At 43.8% G+C, this 24525-nt stretch carries 21 protein-coding genes and 1 pseudogene; 15 read left to right on the forward strand and 7 right to left on the reverse strand.

Features of this window, described 5'->3' with window-relative positions:
- Position 1 precedes the first annotated feature (1 nt).
- The 3 genes and pseudogenes from arsJ to ONZ52_RS19260 all read right to left on the reverse strand — a co-directional run bounded on the left by arsJ (position 2) and on the right by ONZ52_RS19260 (position 2708).
- Positions 2-1237 carry an organoarsenical effux MFS transporter ArsJ gene (gene arsJ, locus ONZ52_RS19250; RefSeq protein WP_265220257.1) on the reverse strand — a complete coding sequence of 412 codons (1236 nt, stop codon included), beginning with the start codon at positions 1235-1237 and terminating at the stop codon, positions 2-4.
- Between the two features lie 6 nt (positions 1238-1243).
- Positions 1244-2253 (reverse strand): annotated as a pseudogene (locus ONZ52_RS19255) (ArsJ-associated glyceraldehyde-3-phosphate dehydrogenase).
- A 107-nt stretch (positions 2254-2360) separates the two neighbouring features.
- Positions 2361-2708, reverse strand: a complete 348-nt coding sequence (locus ONZ52_RS19260) for a metalloregulator ArsR/SmtB family transcription factor (RefSeq protein ID WP_265220258.1) — start codon at positions 2706-2708, stop codon at positions 2361-2363.
- Positions 2709-2911: 203 nt separating this feature from the next.
- On the opposite strand from ONZ52_RS19260, the gene ONZ52_RS19265 reads away from it, so the two are divergent.
- Positions 2912-3208, forward strand: coding sequence for a hypothetical protein (locus ONZ52_RS19265; RefSeq protein WP_265220259.1), 297 nt, complete (start codon positions 2912-2914; stop codon positions 3206-3208).
- A gap of 134 nt (positions 3209-3342) precedes the next feature.
- Here ONZ52_RS19265 and ONZ52_RS19270 read toward each other — a convergent pair whose 3' ends face one another.
- The gene (locus tag ONZ52_RS19270) at positions 3343-3918 is read right to left on the reverse strand and encodes a transposase (RefSeq protein WP_265220260.1); all 576 of its coding nucleotides are present in this window, start codon (positions 3916-3918) and stop codon (positions 3343-3345) included.
- Between the two features lie 99 nt (positions 3919-4017).
- Positions 4018-4365 (reverse strand): IS110 family transposase, encoded by a 348-nt coding sequence (locus ONZ52_RS19275; protein ID WP_265220261.1) that lies wholly within the window; start codon positions 4363-4365, stop codon positions 4018-4020.
- A gap of 548 nt (positions 4366-4913) precedes the next feature.
- On the opposite strand from ONZ52_RS19275, the gene glmU reads away from it, so the two are divergent.
- The 4 genes from glmU to ONZ52_RS19295 all read left to right on the forward strand — a co-directional run bounded on the left by glmU (position 4914) and on the right by ONZ52_RS19295 (position 11857).
- Positions 4914-6275 carry a bifunctional UDP-N-acetylglucosamine diphosphorylase/glucosamine-1-phosphate N-acetyltransferase GlmU gene (gene glmU, locus ONZ52_RS19280; RefSeq protein WP_265220262.1) on the forward strand — a complete coding sequence of 454 codons (1362 nt, stop codon included), beginning with the start codon at positions 4914-4916 and terminating at the stop codon, positions 6273-6275.
- Between the two features lie 114 nt (positions 6276-6389).
- Positions 6390-8216 (forward strand): glutamine--fructose-6-phosphate transaminase (isomerizing), encoded by a 1827-nt coding sequence (gene glmS, locus ONZ52_RS19285; RefSeq protein ID WP_265220263.1) that lies wholly within the window; start codon positions 6390-6392, stop codon positions 8214-8216.
- Positions 8217-8506: 290 nt separating this feature from the next.
- Positions 8507-9892 carry a diguanylate cyclase domain-containing protein gene (locus tag ONZ52_RS19290; RefSeq protein ID WP_265220264.1) on the forward strand — a complete coding sequence of 462 codons (1386 nt, stop codon included), beginning with the start codon at positions 8507-8509 and terminating at the stop codon, positions 9890-9892.
- Positions 9893-10234: 342 nt separating this feature from the next.
- Positions 10235-11857 carry a methyl-accepting chemotaxis protein gene (locus ONZ52_RS19295; RefSeq protein WP_265220265.1) on the forward strand — a complete coding sequence of 541 codons (1623 nt, stop codon included), beginning with the start codon at positions 10235-10237 and terminating at the stop codon, positions 11855-11857.
- Between the two features lie 97 nt (positions 11858-11954).
- Here the strand turns inward: ONZ52_RS19295 and ONZ52_RS19300 are convergent, their stop codons facing one another.
- Both ONZ52_RS19300 and ONZ52_RS19305 read right to left on the reverse strand, forming a co-directional pair.
- Entirely contained in the window at positions 11955-13820 is a 1866-nt protein-coding gene (locus tag ONZ52_RS19300) for a putative bifunctional diguanylate cyclase/phosphodiesterase (RefSeq protein ID WP_265220266.1), read from the reverse strand.
- Between the two features lie 361 nt (positions 13821-14181).
- Positions 14182-15330: an oligogalacturonate lyase family protein gene (locus tag ONZ52_RS19305; protein ID WP_265220267.1), complete on the reverse strand. Its 1149-nt coding sequence runs from the start codon at positions 15328-15330 to the stop codon at positions 14182-14184.
- 246 nt (positions 15331-15576) lie between these two features.
- Here ONZ52_RS19305 and ONZ52_RS19310 point away from each other — a divergent pair, with 246 nt between their 5' ends.
- From ONZ52_RS19310 to ONZ52_RS19355, 10 genes are all read left to right on the forward strand, one after another.
- Positions 15577-16467: a carbohydrate ABC transporter permease gene (locus tag ONZ52_RS19310; RefSeq protein ID WP_265220268.1), complete on the forward strand. Its 891-nt coding sequence runs from the start codon at positions 15577-15579 to the stop codon at positions 16465-16467.
- Complete coding sequence (locus tag ONZ52_RS19315) at positions 16460-17371, forward strand: carbohydrate ABC transporter permease (RefSeq protein ID WP_265220269.1); 912 nt, start codon at positions 16460-16462, stop codon at positions 17369-17371. The genes ONZ52_RS19310 and ONZ52_RS19315 overlap by 8 nt, the downstream gene beginning before the upstream one ends.
- Before the next feature lie 9 nt (positions 17372-17380).
- Positions 17381-18514 (forward strand): ABC transporter ATP-binding protein, encoded by a 1134-nt coding sequence (locus ONZ52_RS19320; protein ID WP_265220270.1) that lies wholly within the window; start codon positions 17381-17383, stop codon positions 18512-18514.
- An 82-nt stretch (positions 18515-18596) separates the two neighbouring features.
- Complete coding sequence (locus ONZ52_RS19325; protein WP_265220271.1) at positions 18597-19142, forward strand: ABC transporter substrate-binding protein; 546 nt, start codon at positions 18597-18599, stop codon at positions 19140-19142.
- Positions 19143-19168: 26 nt separating this feature from the next.
- A complete protein-coding gene (locus tag ONZ52_RS19330) occupies positions 19169-19882 on the forward strand; it encodes a type 2 periplasmic-binding domain-containing protein (protein ID WP_265220272.1) in 714 nt (237 codons plus the stop codon).
- Between the two features lie 159 nt (positions 19883-20041).
- Complete coding sequence (gene kduD / locus ONZ52_RS19335; protein ID WP_265220273.1) at positions 20042-20791, forward strand: 2-dehydro-3-deoxy-D-gluconate 5-dehydrogenase KduD; 750 nt, start codon at positions 20042-20044, stop codon at positions 20789-20791.
- Positions 20792-20988: 197 nt separating this feature from the next.
- The gene (gene kdgR / locus ONZ52_RS19340) at positions 20989-21771 is read left to right on the forward strand and encodes a DNA-binding transcriptional regulator KdgR (protein WP_265220274.1); all 783 of its coding nucleotides are present in this window, start codon (positions 20989-20991) and stop codon (positions 21769-21771) included.
- 207 nt (positions 21772-21978) lie between these two features.
- The gene (locus ONZ52_RS19345) at positions 21979-22299 is read left to right on the forward strand and encodes a cupin domain-containing protein (RefSeq protein ID WP_265220275.1); all 321 of its coding nucleotides are present in this window, start codon (positions 21979-21981) and stop codon (positions 22297-22299) included.
- 47 nt (positions 22300-22346) lie between these two features.
- The gene (locus ONZ52_RS19350) at positions 22347-22982 is read left to right on the forward strand and encodes an RpiB/LacA/LacB family sugar-phosphate isomerase (protein ID WP_265220276.1); all 636 of its coding nucleotides are present in this window, start codon (positions 22347-22349) and stop codon (positions 22980-22982) included.
- Between the two features lie 147 nt (positions 22983-23129).
- Positions 23130-24299 (forward strand): IS4 family transposase, encoded by a 1170-nt coding sequence (locus tag ONZ52_RS19355; protein ID WP_261599300.1) that lies wholly within the window; start codon positions 23130-23132, stop codon positions 24297-24299.
- Positions 24300-24525: the final 226 nt, after the last annotated feature.

Below are 24525 nucleotides of genomic sequence, written 5' to 3' on the forward strand. Positions count from 1 at the left end.
ACTAAGGCAAAATAGGCTTAGCTGCTCTGCTATGTTTGGGCAATCCTAATGAAATGAGCGCCGTTAGGCCGATAAATCCTGTGGAAAACCAAAGACAGGTTGCCAGTCCGTAGTCTTGGTAAAGCCATCCTGAGAGCACGGTGCCAATGAGTCGGCCCATGGCGTTTGCCATGTAGTAGAAACCCACGTCGAGAGAAACGCCATCTTCCCCTGCATAACTGACAATCAAATAGCTATGCAAAGATGAGTTCACCGCAAAGATGGCACCAAAGGCGAGCAATCCGGCAATAACCGCGAATTCCACCTGCCAGTTATAATCCAAAGCAAGCGCGATAAAAATGGGCGTTATCCCCAGTGCCAGTGCCCAGCCAAAGGCGTGTCGTCCATCGGGTGTTTTGCCGTCTGCTTTGCCGGTGAGTCTTGGTGCAAGACTTTGCACAATGCCGTAAGCAATGACCCACAGGGCTAGAAATCCCCCTACATACCAATGATCCCAACCAAAGGTACTGGCCAGAAACACCGGCAGCGCTACCACAAACCACACATCTCGCGCACCAAACAAAAACAGCCGCGCAGCGGATAAATAGTTAACCGCTTTGCTTTTCGAGAAAATGTCAGTGAATTTAGGTTTGTTTTTCGCCTTGCCAAGGTCTTTTTTTAGGCTAATCAAACTGGCGATCCACACCAACGTCAGCATAGCTGCCATGAGCAAAATAGCGCCTTGGAATCCTAATAGACTAAGCAGTGCGCCACCCAAAAAGAAGCCAACGCCTTTTAAGGCATTTTTAGACCCAGTGAGAATGGCGACCCATTTGTACAGCTGTCCCTGAGCGTCATTGGGCACCAGCAATTTGATCGAGCTTTTGGCGCTCATTTTATTCAAATCTTTTGCAATGCCCGATAACGCTTGTGCCCCCATAACCCAAGGCACGGTGAGTAAACTGGACGGAACCAGCAACATGGCGAGGGCGATGATTTGCATAAACAGCCCCACATTCATGGTGCGATTTAAGCCAAGCCGGGCGCCAAGCCAACCTCCGACAAGATTGGTAACAACCCCAAAGATTTCATAAAAGACAAACAACATAGCAATGTCAAATGGGCTGTAACCTAGCCCATAGAAATACAACACCACCAACATGCGCAAGGCGCCATCGGTTAGGGTAAAAGCCCAGTAATTACCTGTAACGACCAGGTATTGACGAATGTCTGGAGAAAGCTGCGCAAGGCTTAACATGTTGGATTATTCCTGATCAGCAAGGCCAACCATACGCATCAATTCCGCGGTGCGATTGGCGTAGCCCCATTCATTGTCGTACCAAGCATACAGCTTTACCTGAGTGCCATTGATTACCATGGTGGACAAGGCATCGATAATGCTGGAGCGGGGGTCGGTTTTATAATCCACGGACACCAGCGGACGTTCTTCGTACCCCAAAATGTCTTTTAACTCGGTTTCCGATGCGGTTTTTAACAGCTGATTGACTTCTTCTACCGTGGTCTCACGTTCCACTTCAAACACACAGTCGGTTAACGACGCATTGGCCAAAGGAATGCGCACTGCATGACCGTTTAATTTGCCTGTTAGCTCAGGGAAAATATGTGTAATAGCCGTTGCAGAGCCGTCGTGGTTGGAATCAAACTCATGCCACAGGCTCTGGCACGGCGCAAATCTTTATGGGGCGCATCAAGAATGGTTTGCGTATTGGTAATATCGTGGATGGTGGTCATGGAGCCATGTTTGATGCCCAATTTTTCATGAATCACTTTCACCACAGGCGCCAAACAGTTTGTGGTGCAAGACGCCGCCGTCACAATGGTATGTTGAGCTTTATCGTACAAATGCTGGTTAACCCCCATGACCACATTCAGCACACCGTCTTCTTTTACTGGTGCGGTCACCACAACACGTTTCACACCTTGGTCAAGGTAAGCTTGCAGTAGGGCTTTGCTTTTCATTTTGCCACTGGCTTCGATCACCACATCACAGCCAGACCAGTCGGTTTCTGCGATGGTTTTGTTTTGTGTGCAGACGAGGCGTTGGCCATTCACTATCATCACATTGTCTTGCGCTTGAGCCTGATGATGCCAGCGCCCATGAACTGAGTCGAAAGTGATCAGATGCGCCAATGTGGCGGCATCGCCAGCGGGATCATTGATTTGTACAAACTCCACGTCATCCCAATCGAATGCCGCTCTAAAAGACAAACGCCCCATCCGACCAAAACCGTTAATACCGACCTTAATTGTCATACTTACCTCAAATAGAATACAGTAACCAATGAAAAGAGTGAGCCATCAAACATGACAGGCACTCCCATTTACACGCCCACTTTTAACTTCCTTATGTTGTTTAAATACTATGCGCAGCAAGCGACGGCACGTTCTGGTCTATCCCCCATGCATTGCAATTGTTGTTGATTGATAACAAGAAAATCTTCGTTCTGAGTGGCGGTTTCGGATAGAACAGACAAGGCCCACTCAGGCAATGTTTTATTGATACTATAAAACACCCATTGACCCTGACGACGGTCTGTTAATAAACCACACTGGCGTAATTGAGCCAGATGACGAGAAATTTTAGGCTGACTTTCGTCAAGGGCCTGCATCAACTCACAGACGCATAATTCCTTTTCTAAATGAATAAGTAACATGCAGCGTAAGCGCGTTTCGTCAGCGAGACACTTATAAAATTGTATAGGGTTCAAAGGATGCTCCTGATGCTACTGAGCCATAAGTCGGCCTAAGCCTTATGGTATTGGCAATGTTAATATATGTGTTTTTTAAAATATATGAAAATTAATATATATGGAAAAAAATATAATATCTGTTTTATGTCATCTTTCTGTCATGTACATCTTTCATTATGGGTTTATTCAATTTTAAACAATCCATTTGAGAGGGTACTACTATGAACAAAAGCAAACTTCTTATTGCCATCTTGCTAGGCGCTTCTTTGACCGCTTGTGCCACTACGGCGACAGAGTCGTCTATGGCTTCAAAATACGATATTGATGGCTTCAAAACAGAAGTTGAAGACGGCCGTCTTTGGGTATTTAAAGCAGGCTCTGAAGATCTAGCATTCTTTAAAGAGCATGGCGAGCCAGCAAAACAATTTACCAGCATTGGTTCAGGCCCAAACGGCATGACAGTGAAAGCCGCTAGCCAAGAAACGTTAGATAAATACCTATCTAGCTACAAAAAATAGGCAAATATCGGCCGTTTGTGAAAAGCCTATAGCCGCTATTGAATACAAACGCCTCAGCAGAACAAGGGAGTTCTGCTGAGGCGTTTTTTGTTTCTGAATGTCTCGCCGTTGACGATGGTTTTTGTAAAGGCGCGTCAAGGGTTTATGTAGATACTCTGTTTAAGCGCAAGCTTTTTATGCTCATCACTGAATAATTTTGAGGAGTCATAGGGTGTGTTTAATTTTAAACACGCCCATATCCCTGTTAACATTTTACGCATAACTGCGCACATGGCTTGTATCTTTTTCTTACCTCGTGCGACTAATGCCTCGTAAAACGCTTTTACATTTGGGTCATGACGTACAGCCGACATGGCAGGCATAAAGAGCGCGCTACGCAAATAAGCATTTCCAGCCTTACTGAGTCTACCTGGACGGTTGAGACTGCTACCAGATTGGTTAAGTCGGACATCCAAACCTGCATAGCGACTAACCTGATTGGCCTTAAGTGTTTCAGGTAAAATAATCAGCTCTCCTAGCATCGCAATAGCAGAGACTTCTCCAATGCCCTTAGCCGCTAGAATATTATTAAATTGCTGTGCTATTTCAGTATCGCTTTTAATCATTTCTAGGGCTGCCATTCGCAAGCGTTGAATACGACTTTCTAGGTACGCAATGCCATCTTGCTCATCATGGATGACTAGATCAGAGGTGTCTTCATAAGATTTCATAGCATGTAAGCGGTTCTTCGCTTTGGTGCAATCATCTGTTAAACGATTGATCTGCCTTGATATATCTCGTATTTTTAATTTATTTTTCTGGGGAGGCGTTCACTTTTCAGGTGCCATTCGTTGTGCATATTCAGCCAGTAAGCCAGCATCAATATTATCAGTTTTGCTGTGTTCTAGTTTTATTTGAGCGAAGTGGTTAAAGCTTTTAGGGTTAATCACACTGATAGGTATGTCGGCATCATGAAGCGCGACAGCTAAATCCAAATAATAGATTCCAGTGGCTTCCATAACGACAGATTGCGGCGCATGTTGTTGCAGGAGAGTAAGTATTTCTGTTCGCCCATTTGGCGTCTGCTCAAAGGTTTTTACTAGACTATTTTTATTGTCATGGCGTATGACAAGGTCAACGGTTTTTGCTGCGATATCAATACCTACAAATGTGCTCATAATTTGCGTACTCGCTAATTTGGTTGGATAATAATTATCGGTTCCCGACCTCGCACTTTTTTACCGCTCAACCTTGTAACGCGAAGTCACTTAAGTGTGCTTCTTGATACTCTTCGAGATGAGTAAATGAGGCGGGAGCCACTCTACACGCGAGGTCAGTACACTGCCTCAAGGTCGCCGCGGCCTCCCGATAATGGTTAAATAATACACCTCAATAACCATTAAATTCATCATACAAGGTCGTGCTTTAGCGCGACAAGGGCCTTTGTAATTTTTGACGGCCTAAAGGCGCGACTAACAAGGTCGATAGACACCATGGAGTGGCAATCTTAATAGGCCTGAGTTTATGTTGTTTTTGGTTAATTTTTTCATGACAATCTTTGTTTTAAATGCCTCTGAAATACCAATAAATCATCGACTTACCGTGTTTGGTGAAAAAATGTCATTTTTTTGTGACAATTTGGGTTGTGACGTTTTTTGCAACAGGGTCTAATAGCGTCCATAGATAATTTATTCATTATTTCAAGACGCCAATACAAGGACGCTTCATGACTCAGGACATCGTAATTCTGGCTGCCGGAAAGGGCAGCCGAATGAAATCCACTTTTTCTAAGGTACTGCATAAAGTTGGCGGTATCGCCATGGTAAGACGGGTGTTAATGACCGCCAGCACCCTGCCAGAAGCCAAATTGCATCTTGTTGTCGGCCATCAAGGTGAGCAGGTCGAAGCCAATTGTCAGGATTTTTCGGCCAATATTGTTTGGCAGCATGATCCACAAGGTACGGGCGATGCTTTGCGCCGTGTTGCTCCTTTTTTACAAGCCGACGGTGCCACATTAACCTTATACGGTGATGTTCCTCTGATTCGAGCTTCAACATTGGAAAAAATGACGGCTTTATCAACACCAAATACCTTGGTTTTACTGACTATATCTCTCGATAATCCAACAGGTTACGGCCGTATCGTACGGGATGCTCAGGGTAAAGTGACTGCCATTGTTGAGCAAAAAGACGCCTCACCAAGTCAGCTTGCTATCACAGAAGTGAACACGGGGATTTTATTGGCGCCCAATAACCATCTGCAGACTTGGCTTGCGGCGCTAACCAATAACAACGCCCAAGGTGAGTATTACCTGACCGATGTGATTGCCATGGCCGCTCGTGATGGTGTGGATATCGTCACAGTGAATCCTGAAAACGCAGCGGAAGTGGCGGGCGTCAACGACCGAGTACAATTAGCCGCATTAGAAAGAGAGCTGCAACATCAGCAGGCCATCCATCTGATGCAAAACGGTGCCACCTTATTGGACCCATCTCGCATTGATGTGCGCGGTGAATTGACCACAGGCCATGACGTTGTGATAGACGTAAACTGTGTGTTCGAAGGCAAAGTGGTATTGGGCAATGGCGTTGAAATTGGCCCTAACTGCCACCTAAAAGACTGCATCATTGGCGATAACACCGTCATTAAAAGCCATACTTTAATAGACGATAGCCAAGTGGGTGAGTCTTGTGACATTGGGCCTTTTGCGCGTTTGCGTCCTGGCACACAGTTATCGAACAATGCCAAAATCGGCAATTTTGTTGAAACCAAAAAAGCGCGAATTGGCGAAGGCAGTAAGGTCAATCATTTGAGTTACATTGGCGATACCGACATGGGTGCCAATGTAAACGTAGGTGCCGGAACGATTACGTGCAATTACGACGGCGTGAATAAACATCTCACACAGGTCGCCGATAACGTATTTATTGGCTCTAATACTTCGCTTGTTGCTCCGGTACAAATTGCCGAAGGGGCGACGATCGCAGCGGGTTCGACCATCACTAAACAAGTCGGTGAGAAGCAACTTGCGTTTGCCAGAGCGAGGCAAACTAACAAAGACAATTGGCCTAGACCTGTTAAAAAGTAACGGCTCTCTAAGTGAAAAGGGGCAGGTCCCCTAAACGAAACGATTTCTCGAACTAAATGACACTGTATTTTTAAGGGATCTGATCCTTTAGCAGACTTAAAAAAGGACTCTCACATGTGCGGAATAGTTGGCGCCATTGCACGCCGTAATGTATCAAAAATTCTTATCGAAGGGCTTAGCCGCTTAGAATACCGTGGTTATGATTCTTCTGGTGTGGCAATTAACAACGAAGAAGGTGTGTATTCACACCGTGCCGTAGGCAAAGTGCAAGCACTGAAAGACAAGTTTGAAGCGCAACCCCTCGATGGCAAAATGGGCATCGCGCATACTCGTTGGGCCACCCATGGCAAACCGACAGAAGCTAATGCTCACCCGCATTTTTCCGGTGATGATCTTGCTTTGGTGCACAACGGTATTATTGAAAATCACGAACCCTTGCGCCGCGAATTGAAAGAAAAAGGCTATGAATTCAGATCCGAGACCGATACCGAAGTTATTGTTCACCTCATTCACGATGCGATGAAAACGCAGCCGGATTTATTAAAAGCCGTGCAAACCACATTAACCAAATTACACGGCGCCTTTGCGATTGGCGTGGTACAAAAAGACGACAATGAACGTTTCATTGCGGCTCGTAAAGGCAGTCCGTTGGTGGTTGGTGTGGGGATAGAAGAAAACTTCGTCGCTTCCGATCAATTGGCCTTATTGCACGTGACTGACCAGTTTATCTTCCTAGAAGAAGGTGATGTGGTTGAAGTCAGCCGCGATAGTGTGTCTATTTATGACTCAAACGGTGACTTGCAAAAACGTCCAATCAGTGTGTTTAACCACAACATTGATGCCACGGACAAAGGCGAATTTCGCCACTACATGATAAAAGAAATCTACGAACAGCCGAAAGTCATTAGCGCTTGTTTGGAAGGCCGCATCAGTGAAAGCAAAGTGCTAACGAGCTGTTTTGGCGCCGACTCTGCTTTCTTAAAAGAAGTCGAAAATGTTCACATCGTTGCATGTGGTACCAGTTATCACGCTGGTATGGTGGCAAAATATTGGATCGAAGACCTCGCGGGCATACCGTGCAGTGTCGAAGTCGCCAGTGAATACCGTTATCGCAAAGTGGCCGTGCCAAAGAACACCTTATTTTTGACCCTGTCACAATCTGGCGAGACCGCCGATACTTTAGCGGCGTTGCGCATGGCAAAAGAACTGGGCTATTTAACGACATTGGCGATCTGTAACGTGCCATCCAGTACCTTGGTGCGCGAATCTGCCTTGACTCTTCTTACCAATGCTGGCCCAGAAATCGGGGTGGCATCTACCAAAGCCTTTACCACTCAACTAACAGCGTTGTTGATCACCAGCGTTGCCATTGCCGTGGAAAATGGGTTGTCTGCTGAAAAAGAGAAAGAGCTAGTGCAAGCCTTACGCTCATTGCCAGCTCACGTGAACGCAGCACTATTACAAGATGCCCATATTAAGGAAGTGGCTGATCGTTTTGCTAACAAGCACAATGCTTTGTTCTTAGGTCGCGGCACCATGTACCCTATCGCGTTGGAAGGCTCATTGAAACTCAAAGAGATTTCCTACATTCACGCTGAAGCTTACCCAGCGGGTGAACTCAAGCACGGCCCATTGGCTTTAGTTGATGAAGACATGCCAATTATTGCCCTCGTTCCTCACAACGACATGCTGGACAAACTCAAGTCTAACTTGCAAGAAGTAGCAGCCCGCGGTGGTGAATTGTATGTCTTTGCAGACAAGGACACAGACCTACATAACGAAGACAACATCATCTTCACTGAAGTGCCAAAAGTAGACAGTATTTTAGAACCGATTGTTCACACCATTCCATTACAGCTATTGTCCTACCATGTCGCTGTGGTCAAAGGTACAGACGTAGACCAACCACGTAACCTAGCGAAATCCGTTACGGTGGAATAAGGCGTTAAATCAAGGATGTAATAGAGTAGAAACGTAAGTTAAAGACGGTCGTGAGTTGGTGCTATAACAACATTTATCGCTAAAATTTTATAAAACAGAAGACACCATAACGGATTACTGACCATTATGGTGTCTTTTTTTGGTGATTATTTAGAAAAAAGTAGACGAAAAGGTATCCATTCTTATTTATTTTATCTGATAGGTAACAGCATGTAAGACACCATAGTTTTATTGCAATGCTTCCTCTATACTCCGCGAATCTCCCATCCTCATAATAGGAATGGCTTCAAATGCAACACTCAACAAGTACCGAAAATGAAGTCACACGACTCAGAGCCTTACAAGAATTGGGACTTCTTGATTTACCTGATGATGATCGTTTTGACCGTATCACCCGCCTTGCCAAAACCCTATTTGATACACCTATTGTATTTATCAGTTTTGTGGGGAAGGAACAGCAGTTTTTGAAATCCAGTATTGGCACAGACATTACCTGTATACCTAAAAACCTTTCTTTCTGTCGCTATGCTATTGAACAAAATCGGTTAATGATTGTAGAAGACGCCTTATTAGATGAGCGCTTTAAAACCAATCCATTGGTCACAGGTGAACCTTACATTCGTTTTTATGCTGGTGCCGTGCTTAGGTCCTATGATCAATACGCAATCGGTACTCTGTGCATTGTTGACACTAAGCCACGTGTGTTAACCGAGCACGAGCAGACCTTGTTGTTAGACTTGGCACAAGGTGCTCAAAATGAACTTCATCTCCATTACATGAACGCCTTGCAGCAAGAAAATAAGCGTTTATCTTGGATCAGTGGACAAATATCCAATGGTGTCTTGTACACAGACGTCAATAAAAGAGTGGTGTGGTGTAACGAAGGATTCAGTCGTTTATCTGGCTACCATATTGATGAGCTAAGAGGCAAAAAACCGAGCGAAGTACTTCAGGGACCTGAAACCTCCAATAAGACCATTCAAAAATTAAGACGACAGATAGACAAAGGTTGGCCTTTCGAAGCCGACATTCTTAATTACAACAAAAGTGGTAAAGCCTATTGGGTACATTTATATGGTGTACCACTACGAGGAGATAATGGAGAAATTTTTGGCTATATCGCTATACAGCATGATGTGACTGCAAAAATGAATCGCTACCTTGAGTTAAAAAAATTGGCTTATATCGACGAATTAACCGGCTTAGCGAATCGAAGATACTTAGACGAGCGTCTAGATCAACTCATAACGCCCGTTTCGCTTAATAACCAGCTAGCGCTTTTTATAATTGATCTCAATGGTTTTAAACGCATCAACGACACGTTTGGTCACCCAGCGGGAGACGAAGTCTTGGCAGAGGTTGCGTCTCGGTTAATCAACGTGACCAAGCAAGAAGATATTACGGCAAGATTGGGAGGTGACGAATTTGCCATAGTGATCAGTGATATCACTCAATACCAAGTGACACAACTTTGTGAACGCTTGCTCAAATTATGTTTAGAGCCTGTGTTATTAGAAACAGGCGATGAAGTGTCGTTTGGTATGAGCATTGGAGTCGCACGTTATCCTGAGGATGCCACCACGGCAAAAGCCTTGTTTCATCTAGCCGACCAAGCCATGTTTCAAGCGAAAAAGAATGAAACTGGAGCGTCTATTCATACGGAGCTGAATGAATAGAGTAAGTCGGATCAATCAGTATGTCTTACGGATATTCTTCGAAGAATACTTTTTTGATGGTGATTCATATTAATTTGCTGTTCTTTTGTATGGTTTTTTTAAAGGCAGATGTGATTTTAATTTCTAAGATATATCGATAAAATATATAACTATGGTGTAAAACACTAAATCCTTGTTGAGGTTTGTTTTTAATGACAGGTATTTAATTTAAAAGATATTGCGTATTTATTTCGTCTTCTTAAAAGGGTCTATTAAGAAGACGAAATGAGATTGCTTAATGATAAGTCGTTCTTAGGTGAGCTAGAAAAATAATACTAACGACTAAATGAGTACAGGTGAATTATGATTAGAAATATGAGAATAGGGGTACGCTCAGCACTCGCCTTTGGAGTGTTAGGTGTGATTACTTTTTTACTAGGTATGTTTTCTATTGTGCAGCTAGCAAAAATAAATGACATAACTGATGTGCTTAGTTTGCATCGAATACCCGCATTATCGACTGCGACGGAATTAAGACGCGACATATTGCGCAGTCAAATACTCATTACCGAATTATCCGATGCACAAAATCAGCAAGAACGTGATGATGTAAAAAGACAGATGGCTGCGATAACCACAGAGTATGATGAATCAGAAAAAGTCATGTACTCGTTGGCTCGTAGCACAGAAGCAAAAGAGATTGTTAGTAGCGTTGCCAGTTTGCATGACGCATTTGCGGCAACACTACCTCAGTTATACAAGCTGTCAGATGAGCAAAATATCGCTGAGGCATTAGCTTATCGACGTAACATCGTCATGCCTGCCGCTGAATTGTTATCGGCAGAAGTGGATAAATTGGGTGAATTTCAGCTACTACGTGCAAATCAAATTAATGATCAAGCAACATTGACTTATACCAATTCCAGAAGTGCAGTTATTTCTGGCATTGTTGTTACCCTAATCGTGCTGAGTGCCCTTGCGTTTTTCTATAGTCGCAGTGTAACGCAGCCTTTGAGTTATGCCGTGGCGGTTGCTAAACGCGTCGCTAATGGAGATCTTACAGAGGATATCTCGGATCATCATAATGATGAAGCTGCGGATATGTTAAGAGCATTGGCCGCAATGCAGGGTCAATTAAGACAAACCCTGACATTGATTAGCGACTCCTCTCAGCAGCTAGCGGCGACGTCCGAAGAATTAAGTGTGGTGACCAATCAGTCTTCACAAACTATGTCTCAACAGAGTAATCAGTTAGAACAAGCCGCTGCTGCGGTGAATCAATTGACCGCGGCGATCGAAGAAGTGGCGCGCAGTGCCAGCTCGACCAGTGATAATGCCGAAGTGGCTGATGAAAAAGCACAATTAGGCCAAGCGAAAATTAATGAAACTATAAAAATCATTGAACAGCTCACGACTGACATACAACATTCGGCAAATGGTGTGACCACCTTGGCCGGTAATGTGAAAAACATCGGCTCGGTATTGGATGTGATTCGTGCTATCGCAGATCAAACGAACTTATTAGCGCTCAACGCGGCCATTGAGGCTGCTCGTGCAGGTGAAAGTGGTAGGGGCTTTGCAGTTGTTGCAGATGAAGTGAGAGCGCTGGCGCATCGAACACAAGAGTCTACGAAAGAAATAGAAAAAATGATCCAGCTCGTGCAGTCTGAAACCGATCGAGCGGTTACTAATATGAACAACAGTAACCAGCGTGCTGAATCTACTTTACTAATGGCGAATGATGCAGGACAAGCATTCAATGAAATCACCCGTTTGATTGGTCAAATTAGCGACCAAAACGTCACTGTCGCCAGTGCGGCAGAAGAACAAACCAGCGTAGCAAGAGAAGTGGATAAAAACTTGACGTATATTCTTGATCTATCGGCTCAAACAGCAGAAGGCGCCAATCAAACCAGCGCTTCCAGCTTAGATCTTTCTCGACTTGCAGAACAGCTCAATAACTTAGTGTTGAAATTTAAAATTTAATACTTTAACTAAAAAACGAAAGCAACGGCACGAATAAACTGGGTGTTATGCGTGCCGTTTTTATTGTTATTGTCGGTTTATTCGTGTTACCCGAATGTTAATGATTTTCTACTTCATGCTGTTTAAACTTGATTAGCAACTCTTCAAAATTAATGGGTTTCGATAGAAGATATCCCTGTACTGATTCACATTTCATTGCTCTAAGAATATTGAGGGTGTATTGATCTTCTACCCCTTCAGCAATCGTAGTTAGTCCTAATGTTTTGGCTAGCACGATAACGCCTTTCACCAAGCTATAGTTTTTTAAACTGTAGTTGTCTGATGACTCATTTAATTGTCGGACAAAAGACTGGTCAATTTTTAGCGTAGCTGCTTTAAATCGACTCAGATAATGCAAATTAGAGTAACCGGTACCAAAATCATCAATAGCAAAGCTAATGCCCTTATCATTGATCCTAGATATTTGTGAATCAATGCCTTGTTGATCTTGCATTAATAATGACTCGGTAATCTCGAGTTCTAAATAATGAGGAGCCAGTCCCGAATCTGCCAAAATACTAAACACATGTTCTGGCAACATACCACTGCTCAATTGTGCCGCTGACAAGTTAACGGATACCGGAATATCGTAGCCCAGTTCCAACCATTTTTTGCAGTCATGGCAGGCTTGTCTTAAAACAAACAAACCAATGTTGTCAATTAACCCAGTTTCTTCCGCTAGAGGGATAAAAACCGCTGGGCTGACAAAGCCAAACTCTTTTGATTGCCAACGAGCGAGCGCTTCTACCCCATTGATGGTCAAGGATGCCAGATCATATTTGGGTTGATACACCAAAAAAATTTCATTGTGAGCAATCGCGAGACGTAAGGCTTGAATCATTTCTAGTTTCTTACGATGTTCATCTTGCCATTCAGGTTGATAAAGCAGTGCCGCGTTTCTGCCGGAGAGTTTAGAGCGATACATCGCTTGGTCAGCAAGCCGACATAGTTCATTAAAGTTTGTGCCATGCTCAGGAAAATGAGCGACACCAATTGAAGCGGAAATTCGAAAATCACGAAGTTCAACTTCCATATCCTCGGCGATTGTCTCTAACAAGGCTTGATAGCGTAATGTAGAGTGGTGAGCATTGGCGTATTTGAATACCAAGACAAATTCGTCACCGCCAAATCGACAAATGATCTCACCAGGTTCTAGGCACTTACGCAATCGTTCCGCCAGAATCTTTAGCGCAATATCACCATAGTGATGACCATAGGCATCATTGATCGGCTTGAAGTTGTCCAGATCAATAAACACCACAGATAACTTCTCTTCGACCAACGTGAGTTTACTAAAAGCTTGTTCCGCACTGACTCTATTGGAAAGGCCCGTCAACGGATCGAGGGTCGCGATACGACGGATTTCTTTTTGGGACTTTCTTGAGGCTTGGTTTTCGCTCCATAAATCATAAAGCAATGAACGAAAGTCTTTGGCAATAAGCCACGCGCTAAAACTGGCAATAAGGAGGAACAAATTCGTGGCGACAATGGACGCTTTGTTAACCTTTGGAGAGGGAGGAGACCAGTGTCCCAAGAGAATAAAAAGCAATAGCAACGAGCAGTACAGAATAATAAATATGGCCAAACTTAGGAAAGTAGACGTTGAACAAAAAAGCGCGGCATACACTAAAACAATCGCATAACACATGACAACAGGGCTGTACACGGCATTATTATTCATTATTAGAGCGCTTATTTGCAGCGTGATTAACCACAGAAAGCCAGCCACAGCGATCTTGTTGTTAGGACGCACAATCATAAGCCAATAAATAGCGCACATCCCAACCGCTGAGCAAAGTAGGATGGTTTGTGCTACGGGGCCAGCAAAAGTCGATCCAATAATAGAAGCGACGAAAAACACCGAGATCACTTTTAGAAAGTGTTGCCGTTGTCTTTGAGCAAGTTCTGCTGGTTTATAAAGCATGGTTACTCCTGTGCAAATGGTTTTTTTTATTAAACAACTGAGTACGAAGTATTGTAAGTAACCAGAACACCAGTGCCAATAGACAATAACTTGCAGGAGCTTCTGAACGTAATAGAATATCGCTTAGCCATCATACAGGTGACCACTACAGTGATACGACCTTTTACCTGTAGATGAGGGCGATAGCAAGGGGATGGAGCTAAGTAGTGAGACTTAGCTCCATTAAATCGACACAGAGGTCATATCGTTATGTTGATAAAAGTCACGCGCTAACCATTTAATGGTCGATTACGGTCGCGCCTACCTTGATCCGGCATGTGGCGCGATCATAGAAAACAATGGTCAAGCAATAGTCCCGCTTTTATAGGCTCGCCAAATAAACAGCCGGTGTGCCGTTAACGTCTGAGCTGTATAGCACCGACTTATTATCTGGTGTAAAAGAAGGATGAGGATGGTTGATCTGACGATCACCATTTAATACGGTCCAGCTGGTGTTGTGTTCGGCAATGGCTCGAATACTGCCTTTATTTAGATCAAGCAGATACAGGTTGGGATCGTTTTTTATCTTGTGCCCATCATGATCAGAGACATCAACGGGGGTGCCTGAGCCGTCTCCCACAACCAAACTACCATCATTATTACTCATCAAATGACTGCAGGCGGGCATCTCCGCCTCGACTTTAAAGGCAAGCGTTTGTGCATCGACAGAGCAAAGTTGGCGTTTATCCGTATGTGGTCGATAAGACACAAACATCATTTTAGAGCCATCTGGCACGAAAAACTCATGGGTACAGGATTCGTCTTCATCTTGCTCATGGACTTTACGCATGTTGTCGCCATTTTCATCAATCATCCACATGCGTGTTGCCACCAAATCGTGGGGACCCTCATGGCAGAACGCAATGGTGTTATCGTCATTTGGACGATAAAGCGGATGCCCAAGCCAAATATTGTCCTCGAAAACCGTCGTGCGCTGACCGGTTTTAAGGTCAATTGAAATTAAACGACAGCGTGGTTTCTGATGATAAAACTGGGCGAATTTTTCCCAACTGTTTAGGCTCATATAATCAGTATCTTTGATTTCAATACCCACCACTTTCGTACACTCTGAATTGGGTACCCAAGTGCCATAACCTACCCAGCCTTTTGCTACTTCATACAACACGCTGTGCTTTTGAGTTTTTATATCCACATGAATCAGTTGTTGATTATTTTTAACAAAGATCAGTGCGTCATCGTGTGTGGTTAGAAAGCCACCAAACACGTTATCGCCTTTGCCTTGCGTTAACTGTATAGCGGTTTCGTTTTCTAGATCCAGTAAATGGTAATTACGATGAGTGTCAAAATTGGCCGAAATAAGCAGCTGATTGCCCGCATTGTTGAAGCACTTTTGGTAAAAATAGTTGCGGTGGCAGATGCTACCGTTAGGGGTTAATTGAGTAATACTGGTGCCTGTGATGGCATCGACAGTGCGCTGAAATGTTAAAGATGTTATCTGTCCAAGTGACATAGTTTCCTCTCTTATTTTTGTTCGTACGGTATGGTCTATGAATGGCCTGTGAGTGTTGTCATCCTTTCTGTGTTGCTTCACGCCTGTCACATCATCGGTATCGACAAGATTAGCATCAAAAAAACTACTCATCAATAAAAGTGAAAAGATGTTTCATAAAAATAAATTAATCGTTGTTATTTTTTTATTGTTCTTCTAGTATGTTTTTACAACGTCAAATAAAAACAACATTCAGAGTTGAACGCTATGTATGAAAATCACCGCTTAGGGTTGCTGTACATCAGTCCCTACATTATAGGGTTACTTATATTTACTGCTTTTCCCTTTTTGTCATCCTTGATCATTAGTTTTACCGACTATGATCTGATTAATCCGCCGGAATACATTGGTTTAGATAATTATCGTTATATGCTGGACGACGATACTTTTTATCAGTCTATGGGCGTGACCTTTGCCTACGTATTTCTGACCATTCCGCTGAAACTTGCCTTCGCACTCTTTATTGCTTTCGTACTGAACTTTAAGTTGCGTGGTATTAAGTTCTTCCGTACTGCTTATTACATTCCTTCTATTTTGGGCAGCAGCGTGGCCATTGCTGTGTTATGGCGAGCGATATTCTCTCTTGATGGTCTACTGAATAGCTTTTTAGGCCTCTTTGGAGTCGAGGCGATTTCTTGGTTGGGGGAACCGGTGTTTGCCATGTTTTCCGTAACCCTATTGCGGGTATGGCAATTTGGTTCAGCCATGGTGATATTTTTGGCGGCGCTACAGAGCGTGCCACAATCTCAATATGAAGCCGCGATGATTGACGGTGCGTCTAAATGGCAAATGTTCACCAAGATTACTGTACCACTGATTACTCCGGTTATTTTCTTTAACTTCATCATGCAAACCACCCAAGCATTTCAAGAGTTTACCGCGCCTTACGTTATTACCGGTGGTGGCCCTGCAAAATCGACCTACTTGTTCTCGCTTTATATCTACGAAACGGCTTTTAAATACTTTGATCTTGGCTATGGCAGTGCCTTGGCTTGGGTGTTGTTTCTGGCTGTGGCGATCTTTACCGCCATCTCATTTAAATCATCGAAGTACTGGGTGTTTTACTCAGGTGATAAGGGGGTAAATAACAATGAATAAAGCATTCCCTAATAGGGCCGTGTTGTCCGCAGACCTAAAAAATAATCCAATGCTAAGGGCTGAGATTCGTAAGCAACGAGTAGGCGCGTCTATTCGCTACATTATCTTGTTGTTCTTCGGATTGGTGATGCTGTATCCGCTGCTTTGGATGTTCTCGGCCGCTTTTAAACCAAACCATGAAATCTTTAGTTCATTGAGCCTTTGGCCTGAGCATTTTTCATTAGATGGTTTTATTAATGGTTGGAATACTGGTACGGAATACACCTTTGGCCGATTCTTTTTAAATACTCTGTATTACGTAGTGCCAAAAGTAATTTTAACGGTGATCTCATCGGTGATTGTTGCCTATGGTTTTGCTCGCTTTGAGATTCCCTTTAAGAAATTTTGGTTTGTCACCTTGGTAGCGACCATTTTACTACCAACCTCTGTGCTGTTGATTCCGCAATACTTGATGTTCCGCGAAATGGGGATGTTGGACAGCTACTTGCCTTTGTATTTGCCGATGGCCTTTGCCACACAAGGCTTCTTTGTCTTTATGTTGATTCAGTTCCTACGTGGTTTGCCAACGGACATGGAGGAAGCAGCACAAATCGATGGTTGCAACTCTTATCAGCTGCTTTGGTACATCGTAGTGCCTATGTTGAAGCCTGCGATTATCTCGGTCGCGCTGTTTCAGTTTATGTGGTCAGTAAACGATTTCTTGGGGCCACTTATTTATATTTCCAGCGTGGAAAAATACCCCATCGCTTTGGCACTCAAATTATCCATTGATGTCACCGAAGGCACTCAATGGAATGAAATCTTAGCTATGGCATCCATTGCCATTGTTCCGTCCATTGTTGTTTTCCTAATCGCACAGAATTACTTCGTAGAAGGCATTTCGTCTGGTGGCGTGAAAGGATAGGTGAATAGTATGTCTAAAGTTGTGTTTGAAAATCTGACCAAGGTGTATTCGAACGGCTTCAAAGCGGTTCATGGTATTAACCTAGAAATTGAAGACGGCGAGTTCTTAGTAGTGATCGGGCCTTCTGGCTGTGCGAAATCCACTACCTTACGTATGTTGGCCGGTTTAGAGTCCATTACCGGTGGCTCGATCAGTATTGGCGGAAAGGTAGTAAATGGTTTGCCGCCCAAAGATCGTGGCATCGCCATGGTATTTCAAAACTACGCACTTTATCCCCATATGAGCGTACGTGAAAATCTAGGCTTTGGTTTAAAACTAGCAAAAGTCAGCAAAGAAGACATCGAAAAACAAGTCAACGAAGCCGCCGAACTGTTGGAGTTAACCGACCTACTAGATCGCTTGCCGCGTCAGCTCTCAGGTGGTCAGGCGCAACGGGTTGCCGTTGGTCGAGCGATTGTGAAACGCCCTCAGGTATTCTTGTTTGATGAGCCTTTATCTAACTTGGATGCCAAGTTACGTGCGTCTATGCGGGTGCGCATTTCGGATTTGCATAAAACCTTAAAGAAAACCAACCGCTCGGCCACCAGTGTATATGTAACGCACGATCAGACTGAAGCCATGACCATGGGGGACCGTATTTGTGTGATGAAAGACGGTCACATCATGCAGGTGGATACTCCCGCCAACCTTTATAAATACCCGAAAAACTTGTTCGTAGCAGGATTTATCGGTGCGCCAGAAATGAACATGGTGGAAACACGTTTAGATCGCACGGGGGAGGGGAAGTGTCATTTAGCCTTGTCGTCTCAAATGTTGGGTTTGCCAGATGAAAAGCTACAAAAAGTCTTAACCAATTTTACCGAAGACGTGGTGTTTGGCATCCGCCCAGAATTCATCAAATTAGCCGATGACAATTCACCACGGGATGAACTTATCAAAGGAACCATAGTACGAATGGAAAACATGGGCGCAGAGTTTTACGTCCACTTTACGGTAGAAGATAGAGAACTTTGTACTCGCGTTCCTTCTGATGTGGTGGAAGCTAAATTATCGGATTCAATCGGAAAACAACAGTGGTTCCATTTTGAAATGAGCAATGCGCATATTTTTGATAAAAAAACTGAGATGAACATCTCTTTATAAGCCCTTTGCACTACAGCTAAGCCACATAAGGCAAAGGTGAGGGTTGTGCAAAAATTGAATAATTACTAACGAGGAAAAGCACATGAAAATAAAAACAATAGCTCTGTTAGTCGGATTAGCATCTGCTGGTTCTATGGTGAGTATGAATGCAAGTGCAGAAGATTTGCGTATGTCATGGTGGGGAGGGAACTCTCGACACGCCGCCACGATTGAGGCTTTAAAAGAATTTGAAAAAACGCACCCAGGGATATCCGTAAAATCAGAATACACAGGTTGGGGTGGTCACCTAGAGCGTCTCACTACACAAATTGCTGGTAATACCGAACCGGATATCATGCAAACCAACTGGAATTGGATGCCGATTTTCTCCGCGCGAGGGGATGGTTTTAAGGACTTGCGTGAATACAGCGATGTGTTGGACTTATCGCAATTTGATCAATCTGCTCTTGATGCGGGTACCAATAATGGCAAGTTAAACGGCATTCCTGTTTCCATGGCAGCACGCGTTTTTTATTACAACAAAGACACCTGGGCGAAAGCAGGCTTGGCCTATCCTGTTACTTGGGATGACTTCATGAAAGCGGGCCTGTTTTCAAAGAAAAGCTGGGCGACGAATATTTTCCACTGATATTAGAAGGCCGTGACATCATCGCCATGAACCGCTCCTTTATGGTGCAAAAATACGGTATCCCCATGATCGATGAGGCAAATAAAAAATTTGCTTATAGCGACGCACAAATGCTTGAGTTTTTCAAAATGTACGAAGACATGGTGAATAATCATGTCACACCAAGCAGCAAATATGTGGCGGGTTTTGGCAAAGCGAATTTTTATGAGCACAAACCATGGATTAATGGTGAATGGGCCGGTGTTTACATGTGGAACTCTGCCATTAACAAATACAACGACAACTTAAGACCGCCTCAATCAATGGAATTGGGCTTTTATCCAATGATCAAAGGCGCGGATGACGCGGGTCTATTCTACAAACCCGCATTGATGCTCTCTATCGGCAAAAACAGCCAACACCCAGAAGATGCCGCGAAGTTAATTAATTTTCTATTAAACGAGCCGGCAGGCTACAACGCAATGGGCTTGGCTCGTGGTGTGCCATTGAGTCTGGCTGCCCGTCGTGCCTTATCTCTGGATGGCACCATCAAAGACGATGACCTATCGGTCGCTGGTTTGGCACAAATCGATGATTTGCCGAAGAAACTCCTAACATCGCCGCATTTTGAGAATCCGAAATTACTGGGGTTGTTTGAAGAAATGATCGAGAAAATGGACCAAGGCACCATGACAGTTGAGCAAGCCGCAAAAGAGTTCATGTCTCAAGGGAATCGCATTTTGCGTAGAGCGGTTAAATAAGCATAGCGCTGTAAACCCTAAAAAAGAGGCGTGACACACAATTGACTTTTGTAGGTCTCGGCTTTAGCCCGACAAGACGTAATTTGTCGTAGTGAGTTTTTTGTCGGCCTAAAGGCACGACCTACATTGTCCAAAATTTAATAAAGATGAGGAAACACTATGTTCGACCTGACAGGAAAAGTAGCCATCGTTACAGGATGCAGCACTGGCCTTGGGCAAGGAATGGCATTAGCATTGGCCAACGCAGGGGCTGATGTGGTGGGCGTTAACCGGGATGATCCAGCTGAAACAATCGCCTTGATGAAAAAAACAGGCCGTCAATTTCACAGCGTCATTGCCGATATGAGCAAAATAGCCAGCGTGAGTTATGTCATCAAAGAAGCCGTATCTGCATTTGGACACGTTGACATTCTCGTTAACAACGCTGGCATCATTCGTCGCAATGACGCATTAGATTTCACCGAAAAGGATTGGGATGACGTCATGGATTTGAACATCAAAGCCGTGTTTTTTATGTCTCAAAGCTTTGCTAAACAAGTCATTGCACAGGGAACCGCAGGTAATATCATCAACATTGCTTCTATGTTGTCTTACCAAGGTGGCATTCGTGTACCCTCTTATACCGCATCAAAAAGTGGCGTGATGGGCGTCACTCGGCTACTTGCCAATGAATGGGCCAAGCACGGCATCAATGTCAATGCCATTGCGCCTGGTTACATGGCCACTGATAATACCGCTGCCTTGCGAGCAGATGAAGATCGCTCTAGTGAAATTTTAAGTCGTATTCCAGCAGGCCGCTGGGGGACACCAAGTGACATGGCAGGACCGATTGTCTTCTTAGCGTCTGACGCATCGCGTTACGTAAATGGCTATACTGTCGCGGTAGATGGCGGTTGGCTAGCGCGATAACCTACTTATTTTCGAAGCATGTAGGCAGTTTGCGGACAATAGATTCGCCTGTAATCGATGTCCGCGCTCGTCATGTTGGACGATTTATTGGGAGGGGTTAGGGTGACTATTTCAGTTTCATTTTGTAATCTTGGCTGTCAAGAATGAAAAATTGCATTACAATTGCAAAATCCTATTTCAAAAAAAATGAAACCAATATGACAAACGAAGAGAACAACCAGCAAATCGAACCCGTATCCTCGGTCATGAAAGTATTTGCGATATTAAACGCAATGGCAGAACACAAATCTGTTGGCGTAACAGAGTTATCGCAAACCGTCATGACGTCAAAAAGTACTGTCTATCGCTTTTTACAAACCATGAAAATGCTCGGTTTCGTCTCTCAAGAAGGCGACGATGACCGTTATTCTCTGACATTAAAACTGTTTGAAGTTAGCTCAAAAGCACTTGAACACGTGGATCTTGTGTCGCTCACCGAGCCTTACATGGCGAGCATAGCAGAGCAAACCAAAGAAGCATTGCACCTTGGTATTCGTGACGGTGATGGCATTATCTATATCTACAAAGTAGATGCACAATACAATCTGCGCATGCAGTCTCGTATTGGTGGACGTAACCCACTTTACTCCACTGCGATTGGTAAAGTATTACTAGCTGAACGTCCAGAAAGTTACATCCGTGACGTCTTTAAAGACACGCAGTTTGTACCTTCTACCGCAAAAACACATCGCACCATAGACGCCTTGTTAGAAGAGCTTAAGCAAGTCAAGGCGCAAGGTTATGGCGTCGATAATGAAGAACAAGAAGAAGGCCTACGCTGTATAGGTAGCCCTATTTATGATCGTTTAGGCAATGTTATTGCTGGGTTAAGTCTGTCTTTCCCCACCCTACGTTACACGCCAGAGAAGTTTGAAAAGTACGTAAGCCTATTGCAAGAAGCGACGGCCAAAATATCGGAAAAACTCGGTTATACTAAATAAACTTATCCGTCCCTCTTCAAAAGCTGGCCTTGTCATAACGCCAGCTTTTTTATTGCCTTTAACTTGGCTGTTTATCGCAGGCAGATGATTTTTCAAATAATCATATTTTTTATAAAATAAATGAAACGGCTTTTCATAAAATATTGAATAATGTTTTATCGCTGCTATAGTAGAGGTGTCTAAAACAAGAATACAAAGAGTTGTCCTATGTTTGTTTACAATAACGAAGTCCCTCTGGAAGATCTTGGTGCGGGTGTATCGCGCAAAATCATGGCCTATTCAGATAACATCATGACAGTGGAAGTGCATTTTGAAAAAGGCGCTATTGGTCCACTGCACAACCATCCTCATGAACAATTGACCTATGTATTGTCTGGTAAATTTGAGTTCACCATCGGCGACGAAACCAAAATCGTTGGGCCAGGCGACGCTCTGTATAAAAAACCAAATGTCATGCATGGTTGCCGCTGCTTAGAGCCAGGTGTACTGCTAGACAACTTCACCCCAGTCCGAAAAGACTTCTTATAAACAAACGTCTTATCAAACGACACAACAGAATCACTCAGGAGAAAATAATGAAAATTGCACTGATGATGGAAAATAGCCAAGCAGGTAAGAACGCCACTATTCTAGAACAACTTAATGCCGTGGCAGGCCCATTGAAACATGATGTATTCAACGTGGGCATGTGCGATGAAAACGATCACCACCTAACCTACATTCACCTAGGCATCATGGCGAGTCTTTTATTGAACTCAAAAGCCGTTGATTTCGTTGTCTCTGGCTGTGGCACAGGGCAGGGCGCCATGATGTCGTTAAACGCTCACCCAGGCGTGATATGCGGCTATTGCTTAGAACCCTCAGACGCTTTCCTGTTTAACCAAATCAACAACGGCAACGCCATCGCCATGGCCTTTGCCAAAGGCTTCGGCTGGGCCGCCGAACTCAACGCACGTTACATCTTCGAAAAAGCCTTCACAGGCCCCCGTGGCGAAGGTTACCCAGTTGAGCGTCGAGAACCACAAGTTAAAAACGCTGGTATCTTGAACCTAGTGAAAGCGGCAACCATGAAAGACAACTACTTGGATGGTTTAAAAGCCATGGACCAAGCACTGGTGAAAACCGCGGTATCTGGTGAACGCTTCCAGCAATGCTTCTTTGATAATTGCCAGAACCCTGAGATCGAAGCGTACGTGCGTTCGTTATTGTAAAAACCTCGACACACAAACACGACCTACAGAAAACCAACCACCTGTAGGTTGGCCTTCAGGCTTAAGGATCCCCACAAATATAGAGTGATGCCCACTTGTTGGTTAAACTATTTTCGCCAAAAAATAAGCCAGACAAGGGGCATCACATTGTTATTATCGAGTTTACTTCCTGACAATTCAATCTCCATTGATAAGCGAACCTATACAGCTTTATCAGATGCAGTATCCTCCGTTAAAGAAGGCGCCAGATTAAGCCTAACGGCAATTGGTAGAAAACTAGGAGAAGACGCTAACGTCATTGAAAAATATTGCATTAAACGAGTTGATCGACTGTTAGGAAACATCCAATTACACCAATGCCGAAATCAATTTTATAAGACCCTTGCCTCTCACTTTTCTTCACAAGAGTTCTTGCCCATCATTGTTGATTGGTCAAGTGTTTATGATTTTAGCTTTGTTTTACTGCGCGCCTCAGTGGCCTTTCAGGGAAGAGCTTTCACCTTATATGAAGAAGTACACCCTGAAGGAGCTATGAATAATCATAAAAGACATGTCGACTTCTTAAATAATTTAAAGCAAATACTTCCCTCTGACTGTACCCCTATTATCTGCACGGACGCAGGATTTAAGGTTCCGTGGTTCAAAGCAATAGAGCAATTAGATTGGTATTGGCTTGCACGTACACGTGGAACGGTAAAATGCCAAACGGATAAACGACCACAATGGACTCTCGTTGACGGTTATCATCATCAAGCCACCACAAAACCAATGGAGTTGTCCGGCTTGCGTCTATCAAAACAACAACAATGGCCTTGTCGTGGTGTTTTGTATAAAAGTCCACGCCCTACAAAGAAAAAAAGCAAACCCGTTAAAAGACCAAACTGTAACAATTATAAGAAGTGCTCTAAAGCAAACAGAGAGCCTTGGTTTCTAGTCAGTAACTTGCCAAAAGGCGAGTTTCCTCCTCTTGCTCTAGTCAATATTTATAAGCGCAGAATGACCATCGAAGAAGCATTCCGAGACACGAAGAACGAATATTATGGGCTAGGACTAAAACGTAGCCGAAGCCAATCTATTGAGCGATTACAAACCCTTCTGTTAATTGCCTTACTTGCTCAATGGTGCCTTTACGTCATTGGGAAAGCGGCAGAGATGCAAGGTTATCATCGTCATTTCCAATCAAATACGATAACAACGAGGCGAGTATTGTCTTATTGCTATTTAGCCAAAAGGATCCTGAAAACCTCCCGTTATGAAATAACAGAAAAAATGTTATTTGAGGCGTTAGACCTCCTTCTATTGGAAACCAAGTGCTAAAAATAAATGTGGGGATCCTTAAGCCTTCAGGCCGACAAAAAGCCGATCGAATCAAACCAGCCTCTTGTCGCGCTAAAGCACGACCTTGTATCTCTTCTTGATGAGTGTTTAGCTAGCACTTATCGCATCGGGAAATCGGTGAGCTCGTGCGCGACCTGAGCACAAAGATGCTGTTTTGTAGATTGAGGCTCTGATTTCCTAACCTCCATTAAACTGAATGGTATCC

The organism is Marinomonas rhodophyticola, from assembly GCF_026113935.1.
Classification (GTDB): Bacteria; Pseudomonadota; Gammaproteobacteria; order Pseudomonadales; family Marinomonadaceae; genus Marinomonas; species Marinomonas rhodophyticola.